The sequence below is a fragment of the Bacillus sp. 007/AIA-02/001 genome, assembly GCF_004634455.1.
Classification (GTDB): domain Bacteria; phylum Bacillota; class Bacilli; order Bacillales; family Bacillaceae_G; genus Bacillus_A; species Bacillus_A cereus.
On sequence record NZ_SEIY01000031.1, the window covers coordinates 1 to 24457 of the forward strand.

Genomic DNA, 24457 nt, shown 5'->3' on the forward strand with positions numbered 1-24457 from the left:
TCTTTTGAAGAAAATTTAGCCATAAAAAATGCACCTCCAATTGTTAATTATGTGTCTAACAATTGGGGTGCACTTCATTCATAGGAGTCTTTTTATACTTCTACGTTGCTTTTTAAATTGAAGCATTTTTCCCTGCTTCAATTTCTAATGACTCTTCATGCCACCAAAGTGTTTCTTCAGGATCTTCTTTAGCGATTTGGTGTGCTTCTTTTTTCGTTTCTACTGTAGGATATGAACCTTTTAGCGCACGCCCTGAAGTCGTAACGAATAGTACACTAAATACAACTAATCCAATAATACTTACACCTGCTAAATAAAATGCCGGTGCGAGCGGGTTACCAGTTGCATGAACTAAGTATGAACATACGAGCGGTGTTGTTCCACCGAATATCGATACAGAAATATTAAATGAGATCGAAAGTGCTCGATAACGTACATCAGTAAAAAAGAGTGATGGTAATAATGAAGGTAATGTTCCTTCATATACACTTAAGAAGAAACCTAGTACGAAAATACCTGCAAATATAGCTGCAATATGTCCGTTACCTATTAGTAAAAATGCTGGAATTGCAAATACAGTTAAACCAAGTAAACCAATTTGCACAACGCGTTTATTACCAATTTTATCACTTAATTTACCGAAATATAGTGCTAGTGGAATCATAAGTGCCATCGTAATAGAAATAATTAATAAGCCTGTTGTTTCTTCGACTTTAAGTACTTGAGTTAGATAAGAAGGAATATACGAAAGAATCATATAATTTGTAATATTAAAGAAGGCGACAATTACTGTGCTTAATAAGAAGTCTTTTTTGTGATATTTAATAATATCCATAAATGAAAATTGTTCATTGTCTTCAGATTCCTCTTGTGCTTTTTCCATCTCTTCAAAGATTGGAGATTCATCTAGATGACGGCGTAAGTATAAACCGACCAAACCAATTGGTGCAGCTATTAAGAACGGAATACGCCATCCCCAGCTGAGCATTTGCTCATCTGTTAACAATAACGTCAAAATGGTAACAATTACCGATGCAGCAATGTAACCTGAGAGTGTTCCAATTTCAAGACCACTACCGAGTATACCACGCTTTTTATCTGGAGAAGATTCTGCGATATAAACCATTGCTCCTGAATATTCGCCGCCTGTAGAGAAGCCTTGAATCATTCGGGCAACTAAAAGTAGTATTGGTGCCCATACACCAATTTGTTCATAGGTTGGTAGTAATGCGATGAATAATGTAGAAAGTGCCATTAAAATAATAGTAGTACTTAACACGATTTTTCGGCCGTACTTATCTCCTATTCTACCAAAGAATACACCTCCGATTGGTCGAACGAGAAAGGCTGCTGCAAATGTACCGAATGTAAGTACAAGTTGCAATCCACTATTATCAACACCTGAGAAGAATAATTGACTTAAAATTACCGCTAAATACGCGTATAATCCGAAGTCAAACCACTCCATTGCGTTCCCTATACCAGTAGCAATTACTGCTTTCCTGGCTTGTTTAGGATTGACAATATTAACGTCTTGAGGTTCAAAATTTAAATCATTATTTTGTTGCATATAATAAAACAGCTCCTTATTTAATTTAACTTCTTTAAGCACACCTTCTCTTATTGAATAAAATTAATTCGAAGCACTTAAGGAAAAACAACGTCTCCTTATCTGTTATTATTATTTCACATAATTAATTATTTGTCCAATTAAATGCTCTTTTTATATAAAATTAAACCCTGTTTAACTTGTTATAAAATGACGTTTAGCTTATATAATATATACCTTTACACTACAAATGAAACTTTCATTTATTTATATTTATAACGTTTCTATAATTGCTTCCTCTAACTTAGAAATCAGTAACTTTTACTTAAGATTTGCATATATTTAAAAAGTGAACTCATTAACTCGAATTCTGTTTTATTACATTTAACTATAATATTATTATAGTTTTAAAGGAGGCTCTTTTATGTTGGAAATAATACTTTTACTTACTACTGTTTCTTTTCTCTTCATTATTTCTGGATTTTTCATTACCTTAAAACAATATAAAGAAATAAAAAATATAAAGACTATATTAACTACAAAAAAAGAAAATGAGAAAACTACATCCGAAAACTCAATCCCTATGCAATTAGACCTTAGCGTTCTCAATAATTTACTCGCGTCTGGAATAAATAAAGGTTCCAATTCAAGTAATGAAAATTCTAAGTCTGATAAAACTAAATAGTCGTTACGTATATAATAAAATATATATATCCTATTTTATCTAACCTTATTAATAACTACCTCTGATTAAAAAGGAGACTACTTATGTGTAAAAATCCGATTTCTATTATTATTCGTATACAGCATAACATAAAAGTTTTACCTGAAATTTTGAAAGCCTGTGAACAACTACAGCCTTTAGAAATTATCCTTACTATTAACGGATGTATCGATGATTCCATTGATATTGCACAATCTTACAATTGTAAAATTATCACATTAGAAGAACCGACAGAATCAACTAATTGTTATGTAATTGGTGCCAAAAAAGCAAAAGGTAAGTACCTCTTATTTTTAGATGCAAATTACAATATCCCCCCTTCCTTACTTAAACAATTTCTTCAACCATTACTAGATAAATCAGCTGACTTAGTATTAAACAATTTAGATGATTTTTTTTATCAAAAGCAAAAGCCAACTATAGAAATGATTTGGCAGCAAGTTACGAATCATTTCTTTCATCGTCCAGATTTACATGTTAACTCACTATTATTTCCTCCCTACGCGGTAACAAAGGAAATTCTTGAAGCAATTACTCCAGAAAGTTTATTAAATCCGATATTAGCACAAATGAAAATTATTAAAAATAATTTTCGCATTAGCAATCATTTTAAAATTTCTATACCGCAAATTCCCTCCTTCCCCTCAAAACAACTCATTCGTTATCACCTAGAAGCAATTGAAAATTGGGTAAATATATTACAAGATTCAAGAGGAAACTATACTGATAATAATCGAAGGCGGGATATTATTTTAGAACTTCAAAACGGCGAACAAAGAGCTATATCCAAAATAATTACAGGTAAAGAGTTTTATTCAAATACTTATGGAAATAAACAATTATCCATCATTATCCCTGTTCAAAATGAAGAAAAAACGATAGAATCTATCATTTTTGAGGTGCAGAAATTAAAACCTTTAGAAATCATCATTATTGTTAATGGATCAACAGATAAAACAGAGGAATTGGCGAAGAATTGCGGTGCAACAGTTATTACTTACAAAGAAGCACTCGGCATTGATACCGGACGTGCCGTTGGTGCATATTTTGCAAAAGGTGATATATTATTATTTATTGATGGTGATTTCTTAATTCCTAGTTCTGATTTATTACCATTTGTACAATCTGTTCAAAATGGAACCGATTTAGCTTTAAATAAATTAGAGCACTACTACATGTATCGTGTTCCTTATACTATCGTAACTGCATGTAAGCATGTTGTTAATTTAGCATGTAATCGAAAAGATTTAGGTATGGGCTCCACAACTGCTGTCCCTCATGCTTTTAGTCGAAAATGCATTGATACAATTGGGTTTGATTCTCTTCTTTCACCAACCTTAAGTCAAGTTAAAACAATTTTAGCAGGATTGCATGTACAAAATGTTCATTCTATCGACGTTGACAAGATAAATCGAGTTCGACCAGAAAAACACTTCTCGCAGGAAGGCTACCTTTCATTAGCAACGCAACAAATCATTGGTGATCATATAGAAGCAATTTCTTACCTCATCGAACAAAAAAGAAACACTGAATGCTTTTAATTGTATATTCTTACCACCAAATAATATATGAATTTATTTTAAATATATAGCAAAATAAAAAAGATGGTTGTAACCATCTTTTTTATTTTCACATTAGATCAAAAGAAAAGTAGCAGGCAGGCTTTTCATTTCTGTATCTTTCTTAAGAAGTTTGAAAATAGAGGCTTGTTAATGAAGAGTCAACACTTAAATCATCTTTTAGTGCAATTGAGAAACATGCAACTAATGGTAAAGTAATAACAATTGATCCACTAGGACTAATTACAATAGTAGGACTTGTCCCACATGTGCCTCCACAATCGACTACTGCATCAATTCCACTACCAGGGGTAATTGTAATTTTAAGACACACATCTAAACAAACATTATTCGTAGTACATGCCATAACTCTCCCTCCTTTCTTTTAACAATATATGCAGTAAATTAAATTCGGACACGACTCTCTTACTAAGTCTTATAAATTAGATGTTATTTTATTATTAACTGCATAGAAAATTAACGTTTTATTAAACTATCTAAATCAACTAAAAAACTCAAATCATCCTTTACTGAAATAGAAACACATATAATAAACGGTATTACATTAAAATTAGATAAACATTCATCATTGCACCTTACGAATATTTCTGCCCCACCATTTGGATTGACTTTAGTTTCTAAAGAAATATTAAAACAACTTTTATTGATGCAAGACAAAATATTCCCTTCTTTCTTATATCTAATATCTATTTATCCAAAAATAAAAATACAACTTTATTTACCCTTTACCTTCCATACTTAAAATAAAAAAGATAAAAGCTTCTTCATATATAAAGAAGCCTTTACCTTTTAGTTACTTGTTCATTTACTATCAGTCAGTGAAACATGCTCTTCACTTGTACCTGAGCTAAAAATAATAAAAATTTTTGATTTTAGTTTCATTGCAATACTAAATATCGTCAAGTTGCATAAATGAAATGTTTAAGTTACTCATTCAATAGACAAATTTACCTTTTAAAATAAATCTTTAAAATCCTTATTCTTCAATAAATATGAAAGTCCTTCTAAATGATCCCCAGTAATTCTCAATACAGCTGGTGGATGTCCTATCGTCGCAAAATGCTCTTGTGGCCGAATACGATTTGGTTTCATTACATCTACAAAATGGACACATCCGACTTTATACCCTTCTAATATTGCCTTTACTTGTGCAACACACGCTGTGTGAAGAGTGTCCCAGCCAATTCCCTCTAAACATTTTCTACTAATAGCATGGGGAACAGCAATTGTAGATCCTACCCCTAAATCTTTACGGTTACAAGCAATATTCAACATATATTTATATAAACTTACAATATATAGAGGAAATCTAAGATTTAAATTTAAATCATTTAAAACCATATCAACACCATCCGCAACAGCTTGCGTTAACGGATGAAGATCTTTTGCTGGAATAGCAAAATCAGCATCAATAAAGAGAAGTATATCCCCTGTGGCTTCTTGTGCACCAATTGCCCGTCCTACATCATGCCCTAATCTTTCTTCATAAACAATTACTGTTGCCCCTGATTGCTTAGCGATTACTTCTGTCTGATCTGTTGACCCATTAATGACAACAATTATTTCTTTCGGTTCAATTTTTCTTGCCTCAAGAATAACTTCTTTAATCGTTGATTCTTCATTTTGTGCTGGTATAATAATTGATAACTGTTTTCCATTATAAATTGATGAATTCATTCCCCATCCTTTATGGAAACGTGAATAATTCTTTTGTTTTTTTAACTGCTCTATAATTTCTCTTTTTCTTCCTCCATCTGTATAGTTACCTCTATCATCTTTTCGTTGTAACCAACTCTCCAAAGCTTTTATATTTTCTTTAATCTCATATACTTCTAATTTAGTTAATTCATTTTTATAGAAAGAGGTTTCGTTTGCGGGCATATTATTCAAGGAGGTGTTAGTGATGGCTGACGAGGATTGTAGTCGCCACCCTTTCTCAATAAGAGTGACTTGGGACAGAATAGGGTTCTGCAAGATATCATATCCAATGTCTTCAATTGCTTTTTTAGTAATAGCATATGGCATAGATAACATCGAATCATATTTTAAATCCATACGCCCCAATACATCGTTTACTATTTTTCTATACACCATAGCAATACTTGGCCATTCTACTCTCATCTTTTCAAAACATACGGAGTCTATGTTATTTAAGATTACATCCTGTTCCTTTTTCAGTATCGGTTCTATAAATCGCTCTAATTCTACCGAAAAAATAACATCTTCCCCATCTAAAAATAAGACTACATCACCATTGGCGATTTTTGCCCCATGAACTGGTGCTTTCCGTTTACTTTTCTCCTCAATCACAACAACGTTACTTTCAACAAATGTTGGTATAGATTGTATCGCACTCATTCTATCATCAGCTACAATAATAATTTCTATTGGTTTTATATGCTGCACTTTATTTAAAATTTGATTCAATTTTGATTTTTCTTCTCCTAAAACTATAACGACTGATAGGTCCACTTCTTTTTGTTCTTCTTTTACAGTCTGATTAGGTTTTACTTTTTTTATATATTCAATTGTTTCACTCTTCCCTACAGCTGCATGCCCTGCTTTTTTATCAAAATATAAGTCAATTATAATTTGATTTACTTCCGTGTCTTTATCAAGTTGCTCTAATTCAGAAATAAATGGTAGTAAATGATTTTGCACATCAAATTCACACGCGAAATTTTGTAAAAAATAAATATTCGGTACATATTTAATGTGATTAAAAAATTTCACAACATTAATTCTTTCGCCAAATTTCTCCTCAATTTCTTCTCTTGATAAATTTGGATAAGACAAATCGAAAACTAGATTTATTGGTACAGGTATCCATTTTAATAAATTTGTTTGAGGATTATTAATTAAAGCTGTGGAGCCCTTAACGAATCCAGCTAAAATTAAAGACATAAATCCTCCCCCGGAACTGCCATAAAACAACACATTTTTCGAATCAACTTTTAACTTTACAAATACTATTTCTAAAATATTTGCTATATCTTGTAAATAAAATCTATTTAACTCTCCCTGTCCCCAGCCTAAAGATAATTTTCCAAGATATAACGTAGGGTCATTATAATATATAACAGTATCTTCAAATTCATCCATCCAAGAATGTCGATGAAAAATAGGTGGACCAATTGGCTGTTCTTGAAACCCACCTGCTCCGGATCCAAAAACAATAGTGTTAGAAGCATCGGGCTTAATACGAATTAAAAATTCATACGTTACTTTATCCCAATCAACCTTGAGTATAAATGGTTCTGTAATTTGAAAATCCATTTGCCATAATTGTTCATATGAAATGTTAATTTTTTTGTACTGGTCTAACAGTTTAATCACCCTTTCCATCTATTTCAAGATGTTCTATTAAGTAAGAGAGAGCTTCAACGTGATCACCAATTATTCTTAATACTGCTGGAGGATGTCCATTGTGACTTACATTCTCCATTAAACGAATTCTATTCGGTTTTACAACATCAACGTAATGTACACATTCTACTCTATACCCTTGTAATATAGCTTTTACTTGTGCAAGACTAGGGCATAGTAAGCTTTCCCAGCCTATTGCATCTAAACATGATCTACTCATAGCATGTGGAATTGCTACTAATGAGCCATTGCTTAATTCTGGACGATTATATGCTAAATTAAGCATATATTTTACGACGTCTACAACATAAAACGGAGGATGTAACATCGGATTCAAATCATTTAATGCTATGTCTACACCAGCTGAAACTGCTTTTGTAAAATGATGCAAATTACTTCCTGAAACACTAAAATCACCATCAATAAATAAAAGAATATCTCCTGTAGCTTCAAGCGCTCCAATAGCACGTCCAACATTATGACCAAGTCGTTCGTTATATTCAATAATAGTAACACCAAGTCTTTTAGCAATATTAGCCGTTTGATCTGTCGAACCATTTACAACGACAATTATTTCTAGTGGTTCTATTTTTCTCGCCTCAAGTATTACTTGTTCTATAGTCTCTTCTTCATTTTGTACTGGTATAATGACAGAAAGTTGTTTCCCGTTATAAATTGAAGAATGCATTCCCCAGCCTCGATGATACGAAGGATACTGCTTGCTTTCACCTAATCTTTGAATAATATCTCTTCTTTTTCCTGCATCAGTAAAACCTACTCTTCTTCCCTTTTTCTCTATCCATTTGGATATACCAATTAAATATTTTTCCACTTTCTCTTTTTCATTTTCTAATAATTCTTTTTTAAATAAATACCCTTCTTCTTCGAACATTTCATCTTTAGATAACGTTCTTATTGCACATTGATCGTTAATCCGCCACCCCTGATTCACAATCTTCATATAAGATAGAACGATATCTTCCATATAATTAAAGCCGATGTTTCCCACTACTTCCTTCGTAAGCGCATATGGTAACGAAAGTATTGAATTGCTTTTTAAATCTGGTCGACTTAAAATTTCATTTAACATTTTTCTCCATACAATATCCATATTTGGACATTTATCAACTTCTATAAATTTATCTATTTTGTTTAATACTACATCAGCCTGATTTGTAACGACTGGCTCAATAAAATTCTTCATTTCATTTGAAGATAATAAAAAATTACTATCTACAAATAACAATACATCTCCTTTTGCTGCCTTTACAGAAGCTTCATACCCATCATAATACGTACTATATTTATCCATCAAAACAATATGGCATTTATGTTTCTTTGCTATTTCATACAAATTACTTCTATCGTTAGGAACGAAAATTATAATTTCAAGAGGATTTAGCTTCCATATAGATTGAATTGACTCTTCTAATATTTGCTCTCTTTCACTATACAAAATAATAACCGTTAACGATTTCATTACACGCCCCCTTTACACATCATGTGACATAAAATATTAAGTATTACCATTTCCTGTGAATTCGCTACTTTATTAACATATTCAAAAGTGAATTATACTGTGTAAAAACAACCGTCTATTTTTGAAAATATAAGTTCTGCACTTACCTCTTTTCTCTTATCATTGTTTGTTACAACTCTCACCATTTAAAAATAAAAAAAGTCCTAATTTCTTTAGGACTCTTTTAAATAAACTTATCAATATTATTAATTTTATATACTACCTTTTTCCATGTTATACCGCGATCTTTTGTAGTAAATATTTCTTTTTTATTACACGCCCAACCTTTACGCCGATTAAAAAAATGCAAACAAAATACATTTTTTAATAATGGATTACTTGATACTTTGATCCATTTTGATCCTTTTTTTATTATTTGATATACACTTCCATTTTCACTATTTATAACCCAGCCATAATAGGAACTAAAAAACGAAACAGCCACTTTACTAGTATTTATTGTTTTATTTGAAATATGCCACGAATTCCCCTTATCAAATGAGTAATTCATTAAAAATACATCATCATTCTTTTTAGTTGGTATTACTAATAATTTATTTTTATAGATTGCTTTATAAGCCATAGCAGTCCCATTATTAATTCCTTCAAGACTTGGAATATCTTTTATAGGATGCCAACTTTCCCCACCATTTATTGTTTTAAATACCGTTGATGTTTCATAATGTTTTTGTAGTGAAATAAACCCAATTAGATCGTTTATAAATGTTATCCCTGAAATACTATCACTAATACTTATATTTTTTATTACTTTCCAAACTTTCCCTTTCGTTTTCAAATAGTATAAATTATGTTCAAATTTATTTGATGCAAGCTTTCTAGATAATACAATCCATATACTATCCATATTCGTAGCATGCAATTGTACTTGAACATCAGTCGATTTCTCCCAATCTTCTTCAACCGGTAAAATAAACTCACTCCACCTTTCTCCTCTATTAACTGTATAAAATATAGCTGGCAATAAATCGTCATTCTTTTTTGTTAAACCATATGCCCAAGAGCTTCGAGCGTTTATTGGATACCCAAATAATACAATTGAATTAAGAGGATTGACAACATCCCATTCTACTCCTCCGTTTCGAGTATATAAGATAGCCTGCTTTTTATTTGTATATTGAATACTAGCCCATCCATATTTATCCGTTCTCATTTGTAAAGAAGTAAATTGAATATCATTATTTTCCAATATATCACCTCATTCTTATTATTTATATATTCGTATGCTATTATTTTCAAAACGTTCTATCATTAGTTATTTAAACCACCCGCTTTATCTACTATCTTTATACTTTCCCTTTTCTTCACCACTCAAATATAACGAAATTCCTTCTATTTTTCCGTTATCATATACAAACGACTGTATTTTACAAAATTCAACTATAAAAAATGCACTCCAATTGTAAACTATCCCCAACAATTAGAGTGCACTTTATATAAAATATAGCTTTTAATTTTTAAGCACTTACTACAGTAGCAACCTTATCCATACAAGTAATAAATTGAGTAATAAATGTATCAATTTCTTCTTTTGTAATTATATATGGAGGAAGTAAACGGATGATATTCCCTTGTGTTACGTCAACTAATATCCCTTTCTCCATTAGCTCTACCTGTAATTTTTTCACATTTTCATTTGTATCATTTAAACTAATTCCAAACATCATACCAGCATGACGTACTTCCTGAATATAATAAGAATTTTCTTTCTGAATTTCTTGTAATTTATCATTTAAATATAGTGACGTTTCATACGCTTCGTGCATTAAACCATCTTCAATCAATGTGTTTAATACCGTTAACCCTAAAGCCGTTCCCATTGATGAATGAGCAAATGTTGTTCCATGATCTCCAGGTGCAAATACATCACATAGCTTTTCACCTACAATAATTCCTCCTAGCGGTATCCCGCCTCCTGCTCCTTTACCAATTTGAATAATGTCCGGTGTGATATTAAAATTTTGATACGCAAACAGTTTCCCGGTTCTCCCCATACCACTTTGAACTTCATCAACGACAAGAAGTACATTATATTTTTCACATAAATATTGAATACCATGCAAATATTCACTTGATAAAGGATAAATCCCCCCACTTCCTAATACAGGCTCTAGCATAATCGCAATTGGGTTTTCTTTAATAATAGTCTCTTCTAATTGGTCTATATTTTCGCGCTCTACTTCGTATACAGGAATCGATGTTTTAGGGAAATTTTGATATACACTTTCTTGTCTCGTAAAATGTAGTGCCCCTAACGTACGCCCATGGAAACTTTTCTTCAGCACTACAATTCCTTCACGTTCTTCATTCGTATTAGCTCTATATTTATCAATTAATTTCAAAGTTGTTTCTGTCGCTTCCGTACCAGAGTTTGTAAAAAAGACCTTTCCGTTTTTTAATGAGCAATCCACTAATTTCTTTGCATACTCAATCGCAACTGGGTTTAAAAAATGAAACGGTAAATGCAACGATTTTGTAACTTGCTCCATTGTCATTTGTACAATTTTAGGATGATTGTATCCTAATACATTTACTCCTACGCCAGAAAATAAATCTAAATACTCTTTACCATCTACATCATATAGTTTACATCCTTCTCCTCTTTCCATTGCAACCTCTGTACGACAATATGTAGACATCATATATTCTTTATCTAATTGAAACCAATCCGACATGTTAAATTCCTCCTATTTATTTTCCCTGTTTATTTCTGTTCATTCTCTATAAACTCATGTATAAATTCATTTTTCAGATTAAAATTTTAATAGTAATTTTCTTCACGATATTCATTTTTCCATAATTTCTTCTATTTCAACAGGTCCACTACATACACGTTTTTTTCATCTAGCGGTCTGTTACTACTTTGCATATCATACATAATCAAGATTATAAAATCATATTTAGTAACAATAGACGAAATAAATTTGGAGGCTATATCGATGAATGAAAACTATGATAAACAGGGGCAATCTTTACTAGGGAATCACTTTAATGAAAAAGGCGAACGTAATGAACAAGCTACCCTTCACTCACAAACAGTTGGTTCACGTGGACCTGTTCTAGAGCAAGATAGTGTACTTCACGAGACGTTACAAGAATTTATTCATGAAAAAATTTTAGAAAGACCTGTTCATGTAAAAGGATTTGGTGCGTTCGGTTATTTTCAAACGATATATTCGATGTCTGAACATACTAAATTAAGTTTTTTACAAAATTCTAATGAGAAAGTTCCTGTTATGGTGCGATTTTCGTTAGCTGTTAGTACGAAAGGAACACCGGATACTGCTAGAAATGTACGCGGTTTTTCTACAAAATTTTATACAAAAGAAGGCATTTTTGACCTTTTATGTAATCACATTCCTGTTTTTTCTGTCCGTGATCCGATGCGTTTCCCTGAAACGATTCAAGCATTATTGCCTTCACCTAAAAATAACTTAATAGACCCTAATAGATTTTGGAGTTTTGTCGCTAAAGCACCTGAATCTATTCATTTTGTTGTCCGTTTATACTCTAATAATGGTACGGCCAAAAGTCTTCGCCACATTCCAGGACATAGTGTTAATACATATGTATGGAGAAATGCGGAAGGTAATCGAAAGTATGTAAAGTATCATTGGTACCCGTTTGAAGGTGTACAGTACATTACTAGTAAAGAAGCAATTAAACTAGCTGCCGAAAATCCTGATTATAGCGGGAAAGATTTATATGATGCTATTGAAAATGGTAAACCAGTGGAGTATGGTTTATACGTCCAGCTCATGGATCCGAAAGATGAAGCGCACCTTTCTTATGATCCTTTAGATGACACAAAAGTATGGGATGAACAAACGTATCCTCTCATACCAGTCGGGAAAATGGTATTAAATAAAAATCCTGAAAATTTTATGGAACAAGTAGAAAAAGTCGCATTCTCCCCTTCTAATTTACTGGATGGTGCAGAACTATCAGATGATAAAATGCTGCAAGGGCGCGCTAACATTTACAGTGATTCACAAAGAAGAAGAATTGGTCCAGAATTTCGCAAATTAACGATTAACCAGCAGCAAGATTGGACACCTGCTAATCAAATTACAACCGGTGAAGGAAGGTACGTTGAAGGTAAACTTGAAAGAGCTTCTATAACGAAACAGGATGACTTTACGCAGGCTGGTGAATTTTATACGAAGTTACAGCCAATAGAAAAAGAACATCTCGCTGAAAACTTAGCTAGTGATTTGAAAGTTATATCCGATGATATTAGGGAGATCGTTTTGGGGTATTTCAATCAAGTATCAACTGATTTGAAAACAAAAATCGAGACAAAAATGAAAGAGCATTAAGAAGATTAAAACATGCTTTACGAATGAGAATTCAGATCTATATTAATTATTTTCTTATCAAAATCCAATGAGGTTATTTAATTTAAAAATATAAAGCCAACATATCCCTGTTCTATAATTAGAACAGGGATATGTTGAATTAGTTTAATGTTTAACATTACATACTTTATTTCGCTAAAAAATGTAATAAGTAGCCTTTCAAAACAAACTATAGTAAACTATTTTACTTGTACCGTATAATTCCCTGTTCCACCACCATACTTATATACACTTAAGTAATATTTCCCTGGCTTTGCATTATAATTTCCAAGCAATTTGTTCCCATCACGTTTTGTTGCATAAGCTACATAATTATTTAAATCTGATTCAGAATATAATACCCAGTTCAATCCAAGATTTTGTTCGTTCGTAACAGAAATTTGTAAATCTTTTTGATCCTTTACATCAATAACAAATTTATCCCCCTGATCTTGATCGCTCAAGGTTCCTCTTAACAAAATATTCAAAGATAGTGGGTTTGCTGTTTCAAATGAATTATTCGGTTCTTTTTCTACAGCCGTACCTTCTTCCGTATTCACTCCGCTAAACACAACATCATATTCAAATTGCCCAGCATTATTTACACGGTAATTTACAAAATAAGCAGTCAATGTTTTATATCCAGTCCACTCTTTTCCTGAAAGACGTTTCAACATATCATTCGTTGCTTCATTCATCACTTTCCAGTCCTCAACTTCTCCTTTAGCCGCACTTCCTGTATATGTCCCCTGTAGTGTAAATGTATTAAAGAATTGTGATTTATTCTTTGTTACTTTCACATCTTTTAATTTCGCTTCATTCGTAATATCTGACGTAACGTCCGAAAGCGATTTTGGATCATGCTGAGTTAAATACTCATCTGATACTTGTGGAATTGTATACTTATCACGATTATCAATAAGCATTTGCATATAAGATTGATATTCTTCATTTAACTTATTATCTTTGCTTAATGTAGCACGGTATTCATCGTAACTTGAAACATCATTTGCGCGAATTAAATCATGTACTTTATCGAACATTTCTGGGCGCTTATTATACATATATGATTGCAGTGCAAACGAATAATTATAAAAATCCCACGTTCCATATTTCGCATTTAATGTTTGTGATGCTGTATAACGTTTTGCAGGATCATTAGATAACCCACCAATTATACTTTTTCGTGGTACTACACTATCTAATCGCGTTGCACCTGCAAAGAACTCTGCATTCCCTTCTTCAAACCATGTTAAACGTTCATTTTGATACATTTCCCCTTGACCCCATAATCCCTGAACTTCGTACCTTCCCTGTAAGTAGTGCGTAAATTCATGGCGGAACAATTCTTCCAGACTATAAATACTTTGCTCTGGTGTACGTTCATATGTAAAGAAAGTCCCTGTCCCTTCAATATAAATCCCACCATTATTCGTTTCATATCCGTACAGTTGACGATTAAATTGATACTCATCTGGGCTATTATAAATAACCATCGTTAACACATCATCAGCATGTCCACTTTCAAGTGGTTTATCGCTACCAACTGTACGATAAAATTGAGAACGCACCTCTTTTGCCGCCCAGTATAGACGTTTAATTTTCTCTTCGCTAACTTTATCCCCAGCTTTAAAGACAATTGCACCATCATCAAACGTATACGTTTTCGGTAAATATTTCTTTTTACCCTCTTCTCGAATTTGATCTAAATTTACAGTTTTTCCATTCGCATCTATTCCTCCATAATTTGTAGTAATTTGTTCTGCCGCAACAAAGTATTGCTCTCCTAAATATGGATAAATTCGCATTGCATCTGTAACAACTTGTTGTCCTTTTGTGGGCGTGCTATGAAGCTTGCCCAATCGGCCAGCATAGTAAATTCCATTATTAATTAACCATCCGTTTTTATTTGTTACTGTACCAAGTAGTGCAAAACGATTTATTTCATTAATAAAGTTATCAATATTTCGAAACCACATCGTATCTTTTGGCTCTTTTCCAGTCGTGTACATATCCGTCTGAATATCAAAGTCAATTCCCTTCATCAACTCATATATAGCGTCTCCTTTTGTTCGGTCTTCAATGAAAGTTGCAAGATTATCGTTATATTGTTTAAAAATTTCACCTGCATATAAAACCGTTTCAACATCTGCTGATGCATTTCCAATTAATTTTCCATATGATGCAATTACTTTATTTTGTTCTGATGTACCAAGTTTGAAATTTGGATTTTTTGCAATTGTTTTTAAAGCTGGTAAACATTTATCATGGTAACTACGCTCATTTAGTTTGCTTAATTCATCATGGTAAAAACCTAAATAAAACGCTGCACGTAGAGCTTCTACTAATGTTTCAATCCCTTTTGAATCATCTTGCGTATAAGCTTGTCCTTGTTCTGCTAGTTTATTAATAATCGCTTGCATTCGGCTATCATCTTGATAGAATTTAAGACTATCACTATTAAACTGAAATAATTCCGGAATTTGATACCATTTAATTGTCACAAGAAGATCAGTTAATTGTTTATTATTTAATTGATTTAACTCAGCCATCGAATACTTTTTTTCTTCAGCTAACGGCTTAATATTATCGGTTGGTGCTAGTGGACGCTGCGATAAATCCGCTAATTTTAACCGTTTTGTAAAAGATTCATTTTCTTGTACTTTTGAAGGGTGCGCCAATTCATCAACAGATTTCTGTATTCCTACCGGCTCCATTTGTAATACGTTCTTCACATTTTTCTCTTTTGTCTCTGCTTGAATTTGCAAACCATTACATGTTATTGTCACTAGTCCAACACCAAGAATCCACTTAGAAATTTTCGAATATTTAACCATACCATTGCCCCCTAATAATTTAAATGAAAATTCAGAATTTTAAAATCAAAAAACCACTTATTTGTATGTATTTACAGTTCCCCTATAAATACAACTATGATTAATAATGCAATAGTAGCTTGTTTTATACTATTACGAGTACAGATTCCTTACATACAATCTCCCTTCCTTACATGTAATACAAGCAAAAACCGTGCCAATCATATTTCTTATGAATAGCCAACATTCTTTTATAAATACTGTAGAATAAAATATACATAGGTGTTTCGGCAATGTATAAATCATTTGACACAAAATCTAATGTTTATGAAGAACGAATTCATTGAATGTTATAAATTCATTAGGCAGTAAATAATCCCCAATTATTAAATCTCTCAAAAAAAGGTAAACAAACATATTCCATAAAGCTAATATGTTTGTTTACCTTTTTCTATTTCAAATCAACAGCAAAATATCGTTGAATAAAAACAGCATGAATAAGTATTTTGTTATTCATTTCTCTTTTTCATATAATCTTTTTCACATTGCAACGGCTTAAATTTCACTTTTTTCCCTTTCTTCTTTTTCGTTTTTATAACGAGCCATTCCCCTTTTTCAACGTCTAGTTTTAGGCGTTTCATTACATTGATATTATCTTTTTCTTTATAAAGTAAAAATGCTTCTTGCGCCCTCACAAATAGGCTGGGCTGTTCGCTAAATCCACCACTGTCATAAATTTTAGTTAGCGAAGTATAATAAGAATCATTTTCCTTTCCACCATACATCAAATGAGCAGCCTCCAGATCTCTTTTACTTACTTCCCAAAAACTATGTTCATCAATATTTAAATTAAATGTGGATTTAATGTCCTGTATTATATTCTTCACATACTTTTCATCTCTAACTTTTCTTTCTTCGAGACAATCCGAAGATAACTCTGGTGCATCTGATTGGGAATGTACAACGTGTTGTATCGATACACACAGAATAAATACGCTTAAAATGTAAAATATTTTTTTCATATTTACATATCACCTCAAATGATTTAGATACTATATCATTTGAGGCTTACAATATTCTTATGCTAATAATAAGAAAGATCCTATAAAATAAAATTTTTATAGGATCTTTCCTTTTAATATTGCTTTATCAAATTCACGGGCGGGGCAACTACCTTACTACTTTTCACATCATATAATCCTATAGGTGTTACTCGTATAAAAGGCAAGTGCGTCGCAGAAAAGAATAAAATTGTAAATGCTGGATCATCATACGCGTAGCCACGCTCTTGTAGTAATTTCACCATCTGTTTCTCTTCCTGTATTAATTCTCTCATTTTTAAATTAGACATAATCCCGAGCAATGGTAATGCTATTTCGTGTAACACTTCATTGTTTTCTACTATGACCATTCCACCACCGAGCTCTTTTACTCTACGAAAAGCTGTAAGCATATCTTCTTTTCTTTTTCCAATAAGAATGATGTCACCTGTACCAGAATAAGAGCTAGCAAGCCCACCTAGTTCTTTTGCAAAACCTTTGACAGCTATATTCACTTGCCAACTGCCATCACGAGCAATCATCATAAGGAAACATTCATCATGATCTGTGGACAATTCATCACAGTCTATATTGATTTCACTAGTGTATGGTTTTGTAATAACGTTATTTAATAAGTGTATCCCCGTTTTATTAGAGAAAATCATATCCTCTTTTTCTATTGACCAATCTAATGATAATGGAGTTACTTTATGTTTACTCCAGTCTATATGTAATGCCTCATGTGTATTTACACCGTCACGCTTCACCCATTTCCCCTTTGCAAGGACACTAATTGGTACTGGGTTTTCTTTACTTTCTAAAATATTGATATTAGCAATTCTACCTGTCGCAATCGAACCATGTACATGTTCCATATTATAATAACGAGCAATATTATAACTTGCCATATCGTATGCATCTATTACTGGCACTCCTTGTTTTATCGCGGTAGAAATCATAACGTTTGTCATTCCATTCTCATAAAACGAAGGATGTGAGCCGTCTGTTGTAAAAAAGAATCTATCAAACTGCTTTACGCCTAGTTCCAATAATTCTTTCAGTAAAACTTCTAAATCTGGGCGGATTGAAGAATTTCTTAGGGAAACAGTGTAACCTTGCATAAGACGAGTGAAAGCTTCCTGCCCTGTCATCGCTTCATGATCACAATCTGTACCTAACAGTTTTAACTTCGCTAAAGTCGTTTCAGATGCACCTGGAAAATGTCCTTCTACTTTCTTCTGCAATCGCTTCGTTTCCTGCATCCAAGTTAACATTTCATCATCGCCATGTAATAGTTTTGGCCACGCTGTTAGTTCGCCGCCTTGAAGAACTGCTTTACGCTTAAGCCATTCTATTATTTCTTCACGATTAAATAAAGTTTCCCCGTTTTGCAATTCAGTTTGTCCATCAAAACGACACCACCAATACATACTTGCTGGAATCTTTTCAAATTCATCTAATAAACGAAATGCTTCTTCACGTTGTAATGTGAAAAATAAAGTTAAATTATCATTAATAAAAGTTGTTGTCCCAAACTGCATCGCATGATTCGCTAAAGTTTCAGGATTATATAATTGATATGGATGTGCATGAGGTTCTATGTAACTTGGAACTACATACTTTCCATCACAATCAATGACTTCACATTCATGCAGTTGCACTGGCAGCTTTTCCCCTACATAAACAATCCGGTCATCATAGATCCAAATATTTGCTTGCATCCACTCGCGCATATAGGAATTTAAATAAGTTGCGTTCTTACATAAAATGTGCGGACTTCTTTTACCATCTATTACTTCAACATGCTCTCGTAATTGTTTATTACTCCATTTATAATGATTTTCTCCCATTGTATTCAACTCCAAATCAACTCATAATCATTTTGATTAAAACGAGAAATAATTAACTAACTAAAGTATTTTCCATTCATAACTCCCCTATTGGCGCCCCTATATCCTTTATTATATTTAATAATTTAAAAAATAACAATTTTCAGAACTATATACCTTTTTTATCCAAAATAAAAAGAATGTCATGTAACTGACATCCTTTTTATTTTTATCGTAAGCATTAAGATTGATTTTCACTTTGAAATACACTTGATGCCATATCATAAATGCAACTACTGTCCATAGTTGCGAACTTAAAAAAGCACCTCTTTTAAATATAACTATAACAAAATTCCATTCACTTTCTTTTCATCTATTTATTAAATTCAATTTGCATCATTTTATTAAACTGCGGAACAATATCGACCCCACCTATAGAGTTGAGACTGATAGCCAATGTATGTTTGCCTCCAATTACTCCCCCAGCAAAAGTTGTAAATCCAGGAATTCCTCCTCCATGCCCCCAAACTGAAACACCGTTTGGAAGTTTAGTCTCATAGATTCCAAGACCGTATGCGTCACCAACCCCTTTTCCTTCTATAGGAACTGTAGTAAGCATTTCTTTTAGCTCGCGTTCCTTCAGTAACTTACCACCGAGTAAAGATGAAAAGAACTTATTTAAATCATCCGCATTAGAAATCATATCTCCAGCTGCATTAGCTAAACTTGGATTATAATACGTAATATCTTTCAACTCGCCTGTTCCTTCCATTTTCACATATCCACGAGCATGATTCTTTCCTGGGATGACGGGTGAATTTCCTGGTAAAAACGTATTTGATAGGTCCAAAGGTTCAATAATTCGCTTTTCGATTTCTTCCGCATAACTATTTCCAGTTATTTTTTCAATAAGCATTCCTAGTATTACGTATCCTGTGTTTGAATACAACCAGTCTTTACCCGGCGAGAAATCTGGAGGCAGCGAAAGGCCTATTTTCACTATTTCTTCTGCTGTATACGTTTTTTTCGAATTCATTATGTCCGCGTCTTTTGACTTTAAGTATTCAGCGATACCACTCGTATGATTCAAAAGTTGTCGTATCGTAATTTGATTACCATCATACCCATTTCCTTGCACGAGACCCGGTAGCCACTTTTCAATTGGATCGTCAAGTTGTAAGCGATTTTCTCCTACTAATTGAAGAATAGTCGTGGCAGTAAACGACTTCGTCACACTACCAATCCGAAAGCGATAATCCGAATTCACCGGTTTCTTTGTACTTAAGTCCGCCACGCCAGCAGTAAAACTACTAGTTTTTCCGTTATTAGACGTCTTAGCTAATATTCCTACAGCACCAAGCTGTACTGTTTCCTGCATTACTTGTTTCCAGCCATTACGATTCTTTTGATCATGTACTTGTGACGAACTAGAAATATTTTGAGTTGACTCTGCAGTCACAGTAAAACCAGGTGTAAATAGAGCAGTACCCGCTAATAAAACTGCAAAACTTGCTAACTTAATTGAATTACATTTTTTCATAAGGCTTTCTCTCCTCCATTAATATCGGATTGATTCAAGCTATACTTTCATCCTATATGATAAATCTCTCTTTTTTCTTATCCATTCCTTACGAAATACTTACGTTTAAATTTAAATACGGTAAACTGAGGAAGAGTTATGCATGCAAATAAAAAGAGAACATGTTTTCATTTTTTATGTAAACATGTTCTCTTAAACATTTAAAATTCTATATCAACTTTTCATCCTATTCTTTACACAACTAATTTATATTCCTTTTTACCAGCCCGCACTAGCATTCATACCATTTCCAATAATAGAAAGTAATAGCGGCCATAATACTGGTCCTAGTGTAAGAAATACATTTAGAAGTATGAGCATTCTATATCCAACGGTGAAATTGTGATTTTTACGATTAACAAATACTAAACTGATTAATGATATTATAGTTGTTAAAAATAATACTAACATTAGCAACCAATACCACACCATTAAACTAAGACTCCATGGTGTTAATAGCTCATGTATGATACAAAATGAGATTCCTAATACAGAAAAACTAAAACTAGTCACCGCTGTTTTTATAAGCCATTTATTTATTTTTTTATCGTATGTATTTTTACAATATAAATCTATTAAAGTATATAAAGATAAATATGCCATTAATACGCCTATCCAAGACAATAACCAGTCTCCGTCCCCTTTGAATAATAAGAACAGCAACCAACACATACCTACTGCAGAAAAAACAAAGGAAATAAGTATGCTTTTTAATACCGATTTCATTACATTTTCACACCCTTAAAAAACCAAAAATTAATTATGATTTATAAAAATTAAGTATAGGTTAACATGTAATGAAGTATAAGTAAATAAAGTTAATTTTGTTTACCTATTTGAATACGGTTTCATATAAGAAAATAATTCATGTTAATCAAATTTCCATATAAAAAAGAAAAGGTGAATATTTATGTATCCACCTTCCCATCTCCCTCTACCCACTTCATTATTTCTTCCACATCTAAATCCGTATACGTCTTTTCACCATAACGAACAGACTCATATAACAAGATAATATCCCTTGTTCTACAAATTCTTTTTAACCATTGTTGCATCGTTTCATAGGACCTTCTCTGTTCATGAAATGGTAATGTTCTTTCCCATTCAACTAACGTTTTTCTTATCTTATCTGTCGGTAACGGCTGTTCTAACTGATGAATGACTTTTTCATTCTTTATGCTTCTTACCGCAGTTTGCTTTGTAATCAATTCTTTCTCCTGTACTATTTCTGTTTTCGTCAATTTTTTCCTAATATACTTGTAGATGGCATATATAATTGATATTGCAATTATCACATAAAAAGCTATAGTAATCCATATATTTGAAAGAACAGAAAGCACGTCACTCCATAGACTTTCTCTTTCGAAAGGTTGAAATTTTTTACCCGTTTTCGTTCTTATACCTGTATCTTCTACTTCTTCATATTCATCTTCATCTATTTTGGAATCATCGAAATTTTCACCTATACTAGTAAAGTCATAATTTCTTTCCGATATTGTCTTAGTCTTACTGAAAAAACGCTCTTTTACTATGTCCTGTACATACACAACACCTTGTGATAACGTTATCGCACTAATCGCAAAGAAAAGTATGATTAAAGTTCTTACACTCCATAACTTCACTTTCATATGCCGCTTCTTATTCACCATGACATAAGCCCCTTCTTATTCTTTCATTACAATCCATTTATTCGTTCTACTGTATTTCTTTGGTGAAGTACCAATAATTAAAGGAACCGCATCCAGTTCCTTTCGACGAAATCCTGCTGTGTAAAAGTAAGAAGAAGATATAGGCGTATCTTGGTCTGATATCGAGGCAAGTACCTTTAATACATTTTGCAAATGTTTCCGATTATCCCCATTTTTTATATGTAGCAAACCGTTATCTTTTACACTATTGATCCATACTTCAAACGAACAGTTTTGCATGAGCAATTGTTTACATATACCCGCCGTTAATTCAATTAGTTCCTCTATATCATTTCGCAAAGAAACACCACTTTTATTTTGCAAGTTGAGATAAATCGCGTATTTATCACATTGTGTTCGCTCATACTTTTTCGCAGTTAGCGTCCCTGTTTTCGCTGTTGCACTCCAGTGGATGGAACGAAAATCTTCATTTTCATAAGACTTTACTCCCATTACTTTCGTTTCATCATATAAGGATGAAGACATCGCTTTTCGAAATCCTCGTGACCATTCTTGTAATTCAGGAACTTGTATTTTCGGAACAGCTGGTAAGACTAAATAAGAGGGCGTATCAACTTGTTTATATGTTATATGGTTCGTTATAAATCCAAAGAGATCAGTAATAACAATTTCAACTTCTTCCCATTTCGCGATGCCTCTTTTTAACGCTACAGCTTGCAAATCAAATGAAACTGACTCCCTTCCTTTTAAATTAAAATTCATATAATAATTTGAACCTGTACTATGATTTTTGTTTATTTCATCATGATTCCAAGTTAGCTTATTTTCACATTTAAATCGAAATACGATATTAAGAATAGGAAATATCGACTTGTTTGAAATTTTCATTTTGCACATATTCGTTTCACCTATAAAAACATTCGAATTCCCTTGACTGTATTCCCATTCAACACGAGATACTTTACGTATATATACATGCATAGCACCTATTAAAATTACATATAAAAATACGAGAGATAAAAACAGTAGATTACTTGAAAATACACTTAAAATAACGGCTACAACTGACATAACCCCCATTACGAAAGGCTCCGCTAAAGGTGTATACACAAGCTGTTGATTCATCGTACATTCTCCACTGGCACACTAATCGTATGAAGAATTTCTTTCATAATTTGTTCTTTCGTCGTTTTCATCTCTCCCTCAATCGTTAACGTTAAACGATGAGCACAAACTGATGCAGCGAGCGTCTTAATATCATCTGGTGTACAGTAATCTCTTTCATTTAATATTGCCCGTGCTTGAATTGCTCTCATAAATGCCAACGTTCCTCGAGGGCTTACACCAATTTCAATTAACTCATGGTTACGAGTTGCTTCAATAATTTCAAGGAGATAATCTTGCACATCATTCCCTACTAACACTTCTCTTGCACGCTTTTGCATCGTAATAATTTCTTCACTTGAAATAATAAAATGTAACGTTTCTAATGGATCATTCATTTGAAACCGATTCATCATTTCCTTTTCAGCTTCTCTCGTAGGATAACCTTGGCGTATTGTGAGTAAAAACCGGTCTAACTGAGCATCTGGTAACGGAAATGTGCCCGCTGATTCGAGTGGATTTTGCGTTGCTATAACTAAAAAAGGTTCTGGTAATGAATGTGTCTGTTTCGCAATTGTAACAGTACGCTCTTCCATAACCTCAAGTAACGAAGATTGTGTTCTCGGTACAGCTCGATTAATTTCATCCACTAATACGATATTTGCAAAAATGGGTCCTAACCTTGTTTTAAAATCCGATTCCTTTACATGAAAATATTCAAGACCAATAACATCTCCCGGCAAAGTATCCGCTGTAAATTGTATTCTTTGAAATTTAGCGTCCACACTTTTAGCCAAACTTTTCGCTAATGTTGTTTTTCCTGTCCCAGGTACATCCTCTAATAAAATGTGTCCTCTTGCTATTAGAGCAATGGCTGCTAGTTCTATCGATTCGTCTTTTCCTATAATAACCTTCGAAATATTATTAGTAATTTTCTTTAATGTACTCATATAGTATCTACCACCTTTAAATTATCTAAAAATCAAGAATATATTTTTTCCAAATTATAACATTTATTTCAAAGATGAAATATAGTGAAAATGAATCTTTTATTTTTTCTTCATTGTACGCAAAAAGCACCTATTGTCGTATATTGACAATGAGGTGCTTAACTCAATCCAACAGCCTTCTTTCCCTGTACTTTTTAGTAACAATACACCCTTTTTCTCCCACGCATGCATTATTTTCAATTAACTAGTAAAATGCATTCTAATATTACATATAATGAAAACCATTTCTATTTTATCGTTATAGAACTTCCTCTACATCGACACTCTCTATCTTCACTTCATACATATTTGGGATACTTGCTTCTTTTGGTACCCATGCATAATAATTTTGATCATT

18 protein-coding genes are annotated in these 24457 nt (G+C 32.6%); 3 read left to right on the forward strand and 15 right to left on the reverse strand.

The window, feature by feature from the left end; all coding sequences use genetic code 11:
* Positions 1 to 112 precede the first annotated feature (112 nt).
* On the reverse strand, positions 113 to 1570 hold the full coding sequence (locus ES895_RS28255) for an MFS transporter (RefSeq protein WP_001186926.1): 1458 nt from the start codon (positions 1568 to 1570) through the stop codon (positions 113 to 115).
* Positions 1571 to 1973: 403 nt separating this feature from the next.
* Here ES895_RS28255 and ES895_RS28260 point away from each other — a divergent pair, with 403 nt between their 5' ends.
* Together ES895_RS28260 and ES895_RS28265 are read left to right on the forward strand one after the other, a co-directional pair.
* Entirely contained in the window at positions 1974 to 2234 is a 261-nt protein-coding gene (locus ES895_RS28260) for a hypothetical protein (protein ID WP_000889747.1), read from the forward strand.
* 83 nt (positions 2235 to 2317) lie between these two features.
* Positions 2318 to 3814, forward strand: coding sequence for a glycosyltransferase family 2 protein (locus tag ES895_RS28265; protein ID WP_070756592.1), 1497 nt, complete (start codon positions 2318 to 2320; stop codon positions 3812 to 3814).
* A gap of 142 nt (positions 3815 to 3956) precedes the next feature.
* Here ES895_RS28265 and ES895_RS28270 read toward each other — a convergent pair whose 3' ends face one another.
* The 6 genes from ES895_RS28270 to ES895_RS28295 all read right to left on the reverse strand — a co-directional run bounded on the left by ES895_RS28270 (position 3957) and on the right by ES895_RS28295 (position 11431).
* Entirely contained in the window at positions 3957 to 4199 is a 243-nt protein-coding gene (locus ES895_RS28270; protein WP_000752474.1) for a hypothetical protein, read from the reverse strand.
* Positions 4200 to 4309: 110 nt separating this feature from the next.
* Complete coding sequence (locus ES895_RS29945; protein WP_002103272.1) at positions 4310 to 4510, reverse strand: hypothetical protein; 201 nt, start codon at positions 4508 to 4510, stop codon at positions 4310 to 4312.
* A 297-nt stretch (positions 4511 to 4807) separates the two neighbouring features.
* Positions 4808 to 7129, reverse strand: a complete 2322-nt coding sequence (locus tag ES895_RS28280; protein WP_135238842.1) for a glycosyltransferase family 2 protein — start codon at positions 7127 to 7129, stop codon at positions 4808 to 4810.
* 52 nt (positions 7130 to 7181) lie between these two features.
* Positions 7182 to 8699, reverse strand: a complete 1518-nt coding sequence (locus ES895_RS28285; RefSeq protein WP_000839300.1) for a glycosyltransferase family 2 protein — start codon at positions 8697 to 8699, stop codon at positions 7182 to 7184.
* A 223-nt stretch (positions 8700 to 8922) separates the two neighbouring features.
* A complete protein-coding gene (locus tag ES895_RS28290; protein ID WP_000429620.1) occupies positions 8923 to 9945 on the reverse strand; it encodes a hypothetical protein in 1023 nt (340 codons plus the stop codon).
* 268 nt (positions 9946 to 10213) lie between these two features.
* The gene (locus ES895_RS28295) at positions 10214 to 11431 is read right to left on the reverse strand and encodes an aspartate aminotransferase family protein (protein ID WP_001286461.1); all 1218 of its coding nucleotides are present in this window, start codon (positions 11429 to 11431) and stop codon (positions 10214 to 10216) included.
* Positions 11432 to 11695: 264 nt separating this feature from the next.
* On the opposite strand from ES895_RS28295, the gene ES895_RS28300 reads away from it, so the two are divergent.
* Entirely contained in the window at positions 11696 to 13075 is a 1380-nt protein-coding gene (locus ES895_RS28300; protein WP_001005111.1) for a catalase, read from the forward strand.
* 218 nt (positions 13076 to 13293) lie between these two features.
* On the opposite strand, the gene colA is transcribed toward ES895_RS28300, so the two are convergent.
* The 8 genes from colA to ES895_RS28340 form a co-directional block, all read right to left on the reverse strand.
* Positions 13294 to 15930 (reverse strand): collagenase ColA, encoded by a 2637-nt coding sequence (gene colA / locus ES895_RS28305; protein WP_000241882.1) that lies wholly within the window; start codon positions 15928 to 15930, stop codon positions 13294 to 13296.
* A gap of 488 nt (positions 15931 to 16418) precedes the next feature.
* Positions 16419 to 16931, reverse strand: coding sequence for a hypothetical protein (locus ES895_RS28310; RefSeq protein WP_000719378.1), 513 nt, complete (start codon positions 16929 to 16931; stop codon positions 16419 to 16421).
* 113 nt (positions 16932 to 17044) lie between these two features.
* Positions 17045 to 18799 (reverse strand): adenine deaminase C-terminal domain-containing protein, encoded by a 1755-nt coding sequence (locus ES895_RS28315; protein WP_000504394.1) that lies wholly within the window; start codon positions 18797 to 18799, stop codon positions 17045 to 17047.
* Between the two features lie 352 nt (positions 18800 to 19151).
* Positions 19152 to 20318 (reverse strand): serine hydrolase domain-containing protein, encoded by a 1167-nt coding sequence (locus tag ES895_RS28320; protein ID WP_000710638.1) that lies wholly within the window; start codon positions 20316 to 20318, stop codon positions 19152 to 19154.
* A gap of 258 nt (positions 20319 to 20576) precedes the next feature.
* Positions 20577 to 21083, reverse strand: coding sequence for a DUF3902 family protein (locus ES895_RS28325; protein WP_098296003.1), 507 nt, complete (start codon positions 21081 to 21083; stop codon positions 20577 to 20579).
* A gap of 182 nt (positions 21084 to 21265) precedes the next feature.
* A complete protein-coding gene (locus ES895_RS28330; RefSeq protein ID WP_087966952.1) occupies positions 21266 to 22006 on the reverse strand; it encodes a hypothetical protein in 741 nt (246 codons plus the stop codon).
* A 15-nt stretch (positions 22007 to 22021) separates the two neighbouring features.
* Positions 22022 to 23131 (reverse strand): DUF58 domain-containing protein, encoded by a 1110-nt coding sequence (locus ES895_RS28335; protein WP_098605854.1) that lies wholly within the window; start codon positions 23129 to 23131, stop codon positions 22022 to 22024.
* A complete protein-coding gene (locus ES895_RS28340; RefSeq protein WP_070756611.1) occupies positions 23128 to 24060 on the reverse strand; it encodes an AAA family ATPase in 933 nt (310 codons plus the stop codon). The genes ES895_RS28335 and ES895_RS28340 overlap by 4 nt, the downstream gene beginning before the upstream one ends.
* Positions 24061 to 24457: the final 397 nt, after the last annotated feature.

Excerpts from the sequence above, each read along its gene's own strand:
- ES895_RS28255 (WP_001186926.1), bottom strand. The coding sequence starts at position 1,570 with ATGCAACAAAATAATGATTTAAATTTTGAACCTCAAGACGTTAATATT.
- ES895_RS28260 (WP_000889747.1), top strand. The coding sequence starts at position 1,974 with ATGTTGGAAATAATACTTTTACTTACTACTGTTTCTTTTCTCTTCATT.
- ES895_RS28265 (WP_070756592.1), top strand. The coding sequence starts at position 2,318 with ATGTGTAAAAATCCGATTTCTATTATTATTCGTATACAGCATAACATA.
- ES895_RS28270 (WP_000752474.1), bottom strand. The coding sequence starts at position 4,199 with ATGGCATGTACTACGAATAATGTTTGTTTAGATGTGTGTCTTAAAATT.
- ES895_RS28280 (WP_135238842.1), bottom strand. The coding sequence starts at position 7,129 with ATGGATTTTCAAATTACAGAACCATTTATACTCAAGGTTGATTGGGAT.
- ES895_RS28285 (WP_000839300.1), bottom strand. The coding sequence starts at position 8,699 with ATGAAATCGTTAACGGTTATTATTTTGTATAGTGAAAGAGAGCAAATA.
- ES895_RS28295 (WP_001286461.1), bottom strand. The coding sequence starts at position 11,431 with ATGTCGGATTGGTTTCAATTAGATAAAGAATATATGATGTCTACATAT.
- ES895_RS28300 (WP_001005111.1), top strand. The coding sequence starts at position 11,696 with ATGAATGAAAACTATGATAAACAGGGGCAATCTTTACTAGGGAATCAC.
- colA (WP_000241882.1), bottom strand. The coding sequence starts at position 15,930 with ATGGTTAAATATTCGAAAATTTCTAAGTGGATTCTTGGTGTTGGACTA.
- ES895_RS28310 (WP_000719378.1), bottom strand. The coding sequence starts at position 16,931 with ATGAAAAAAATATTTTACATTTTAAGCGTATTTATTCTGTGTGTATCG.
- ES895_RS28315 (WP_000504394.1), bottom strand. The coding sequence starts at position 18,799 with ATGGGAGAAAATCATTATAAATGGAGTAATAAACAATTACGAGAGCAT.
- ES895_RS28320 (WP_000710638.1), bottom strand. The coding sequence starts at position 20,318 with ATGAAAAAATGTAATTCAATTAAGTTAGCAAGTTTTGCAGTTTTATTA.
- ES895_RS28325 (WP_098296003.1), bottom strand. The coding sequence starts at position 21,083 with ATGAAATCGGTATTAAAAAGCATACTTATTTCCTTTGTTTTTTCTGCA.
- ES895_RS28330 (WP_087966952.1), bottom strand. The coding sequence starts at position 22,006 with ATGGTGAATAAGAAGCGGCATATGAAAGTGAAGTTATGGAGTGTAAGA.
- ES895_RS28335 (WP_098605854.1), bottom strand. The coding sequence starts at position 23,131 with ATGAATCAACAGCTTGTGTATACACCTTTAGCGGAGCCTTTCGTAATG.
- ES895_RS28340 (WP_070756611.1), bottom strand. The coding sequence starts at position 24,060 with ATGAGTACATTAAAGAAAATTACTAATAATATTTCGAAGGTTATTATA.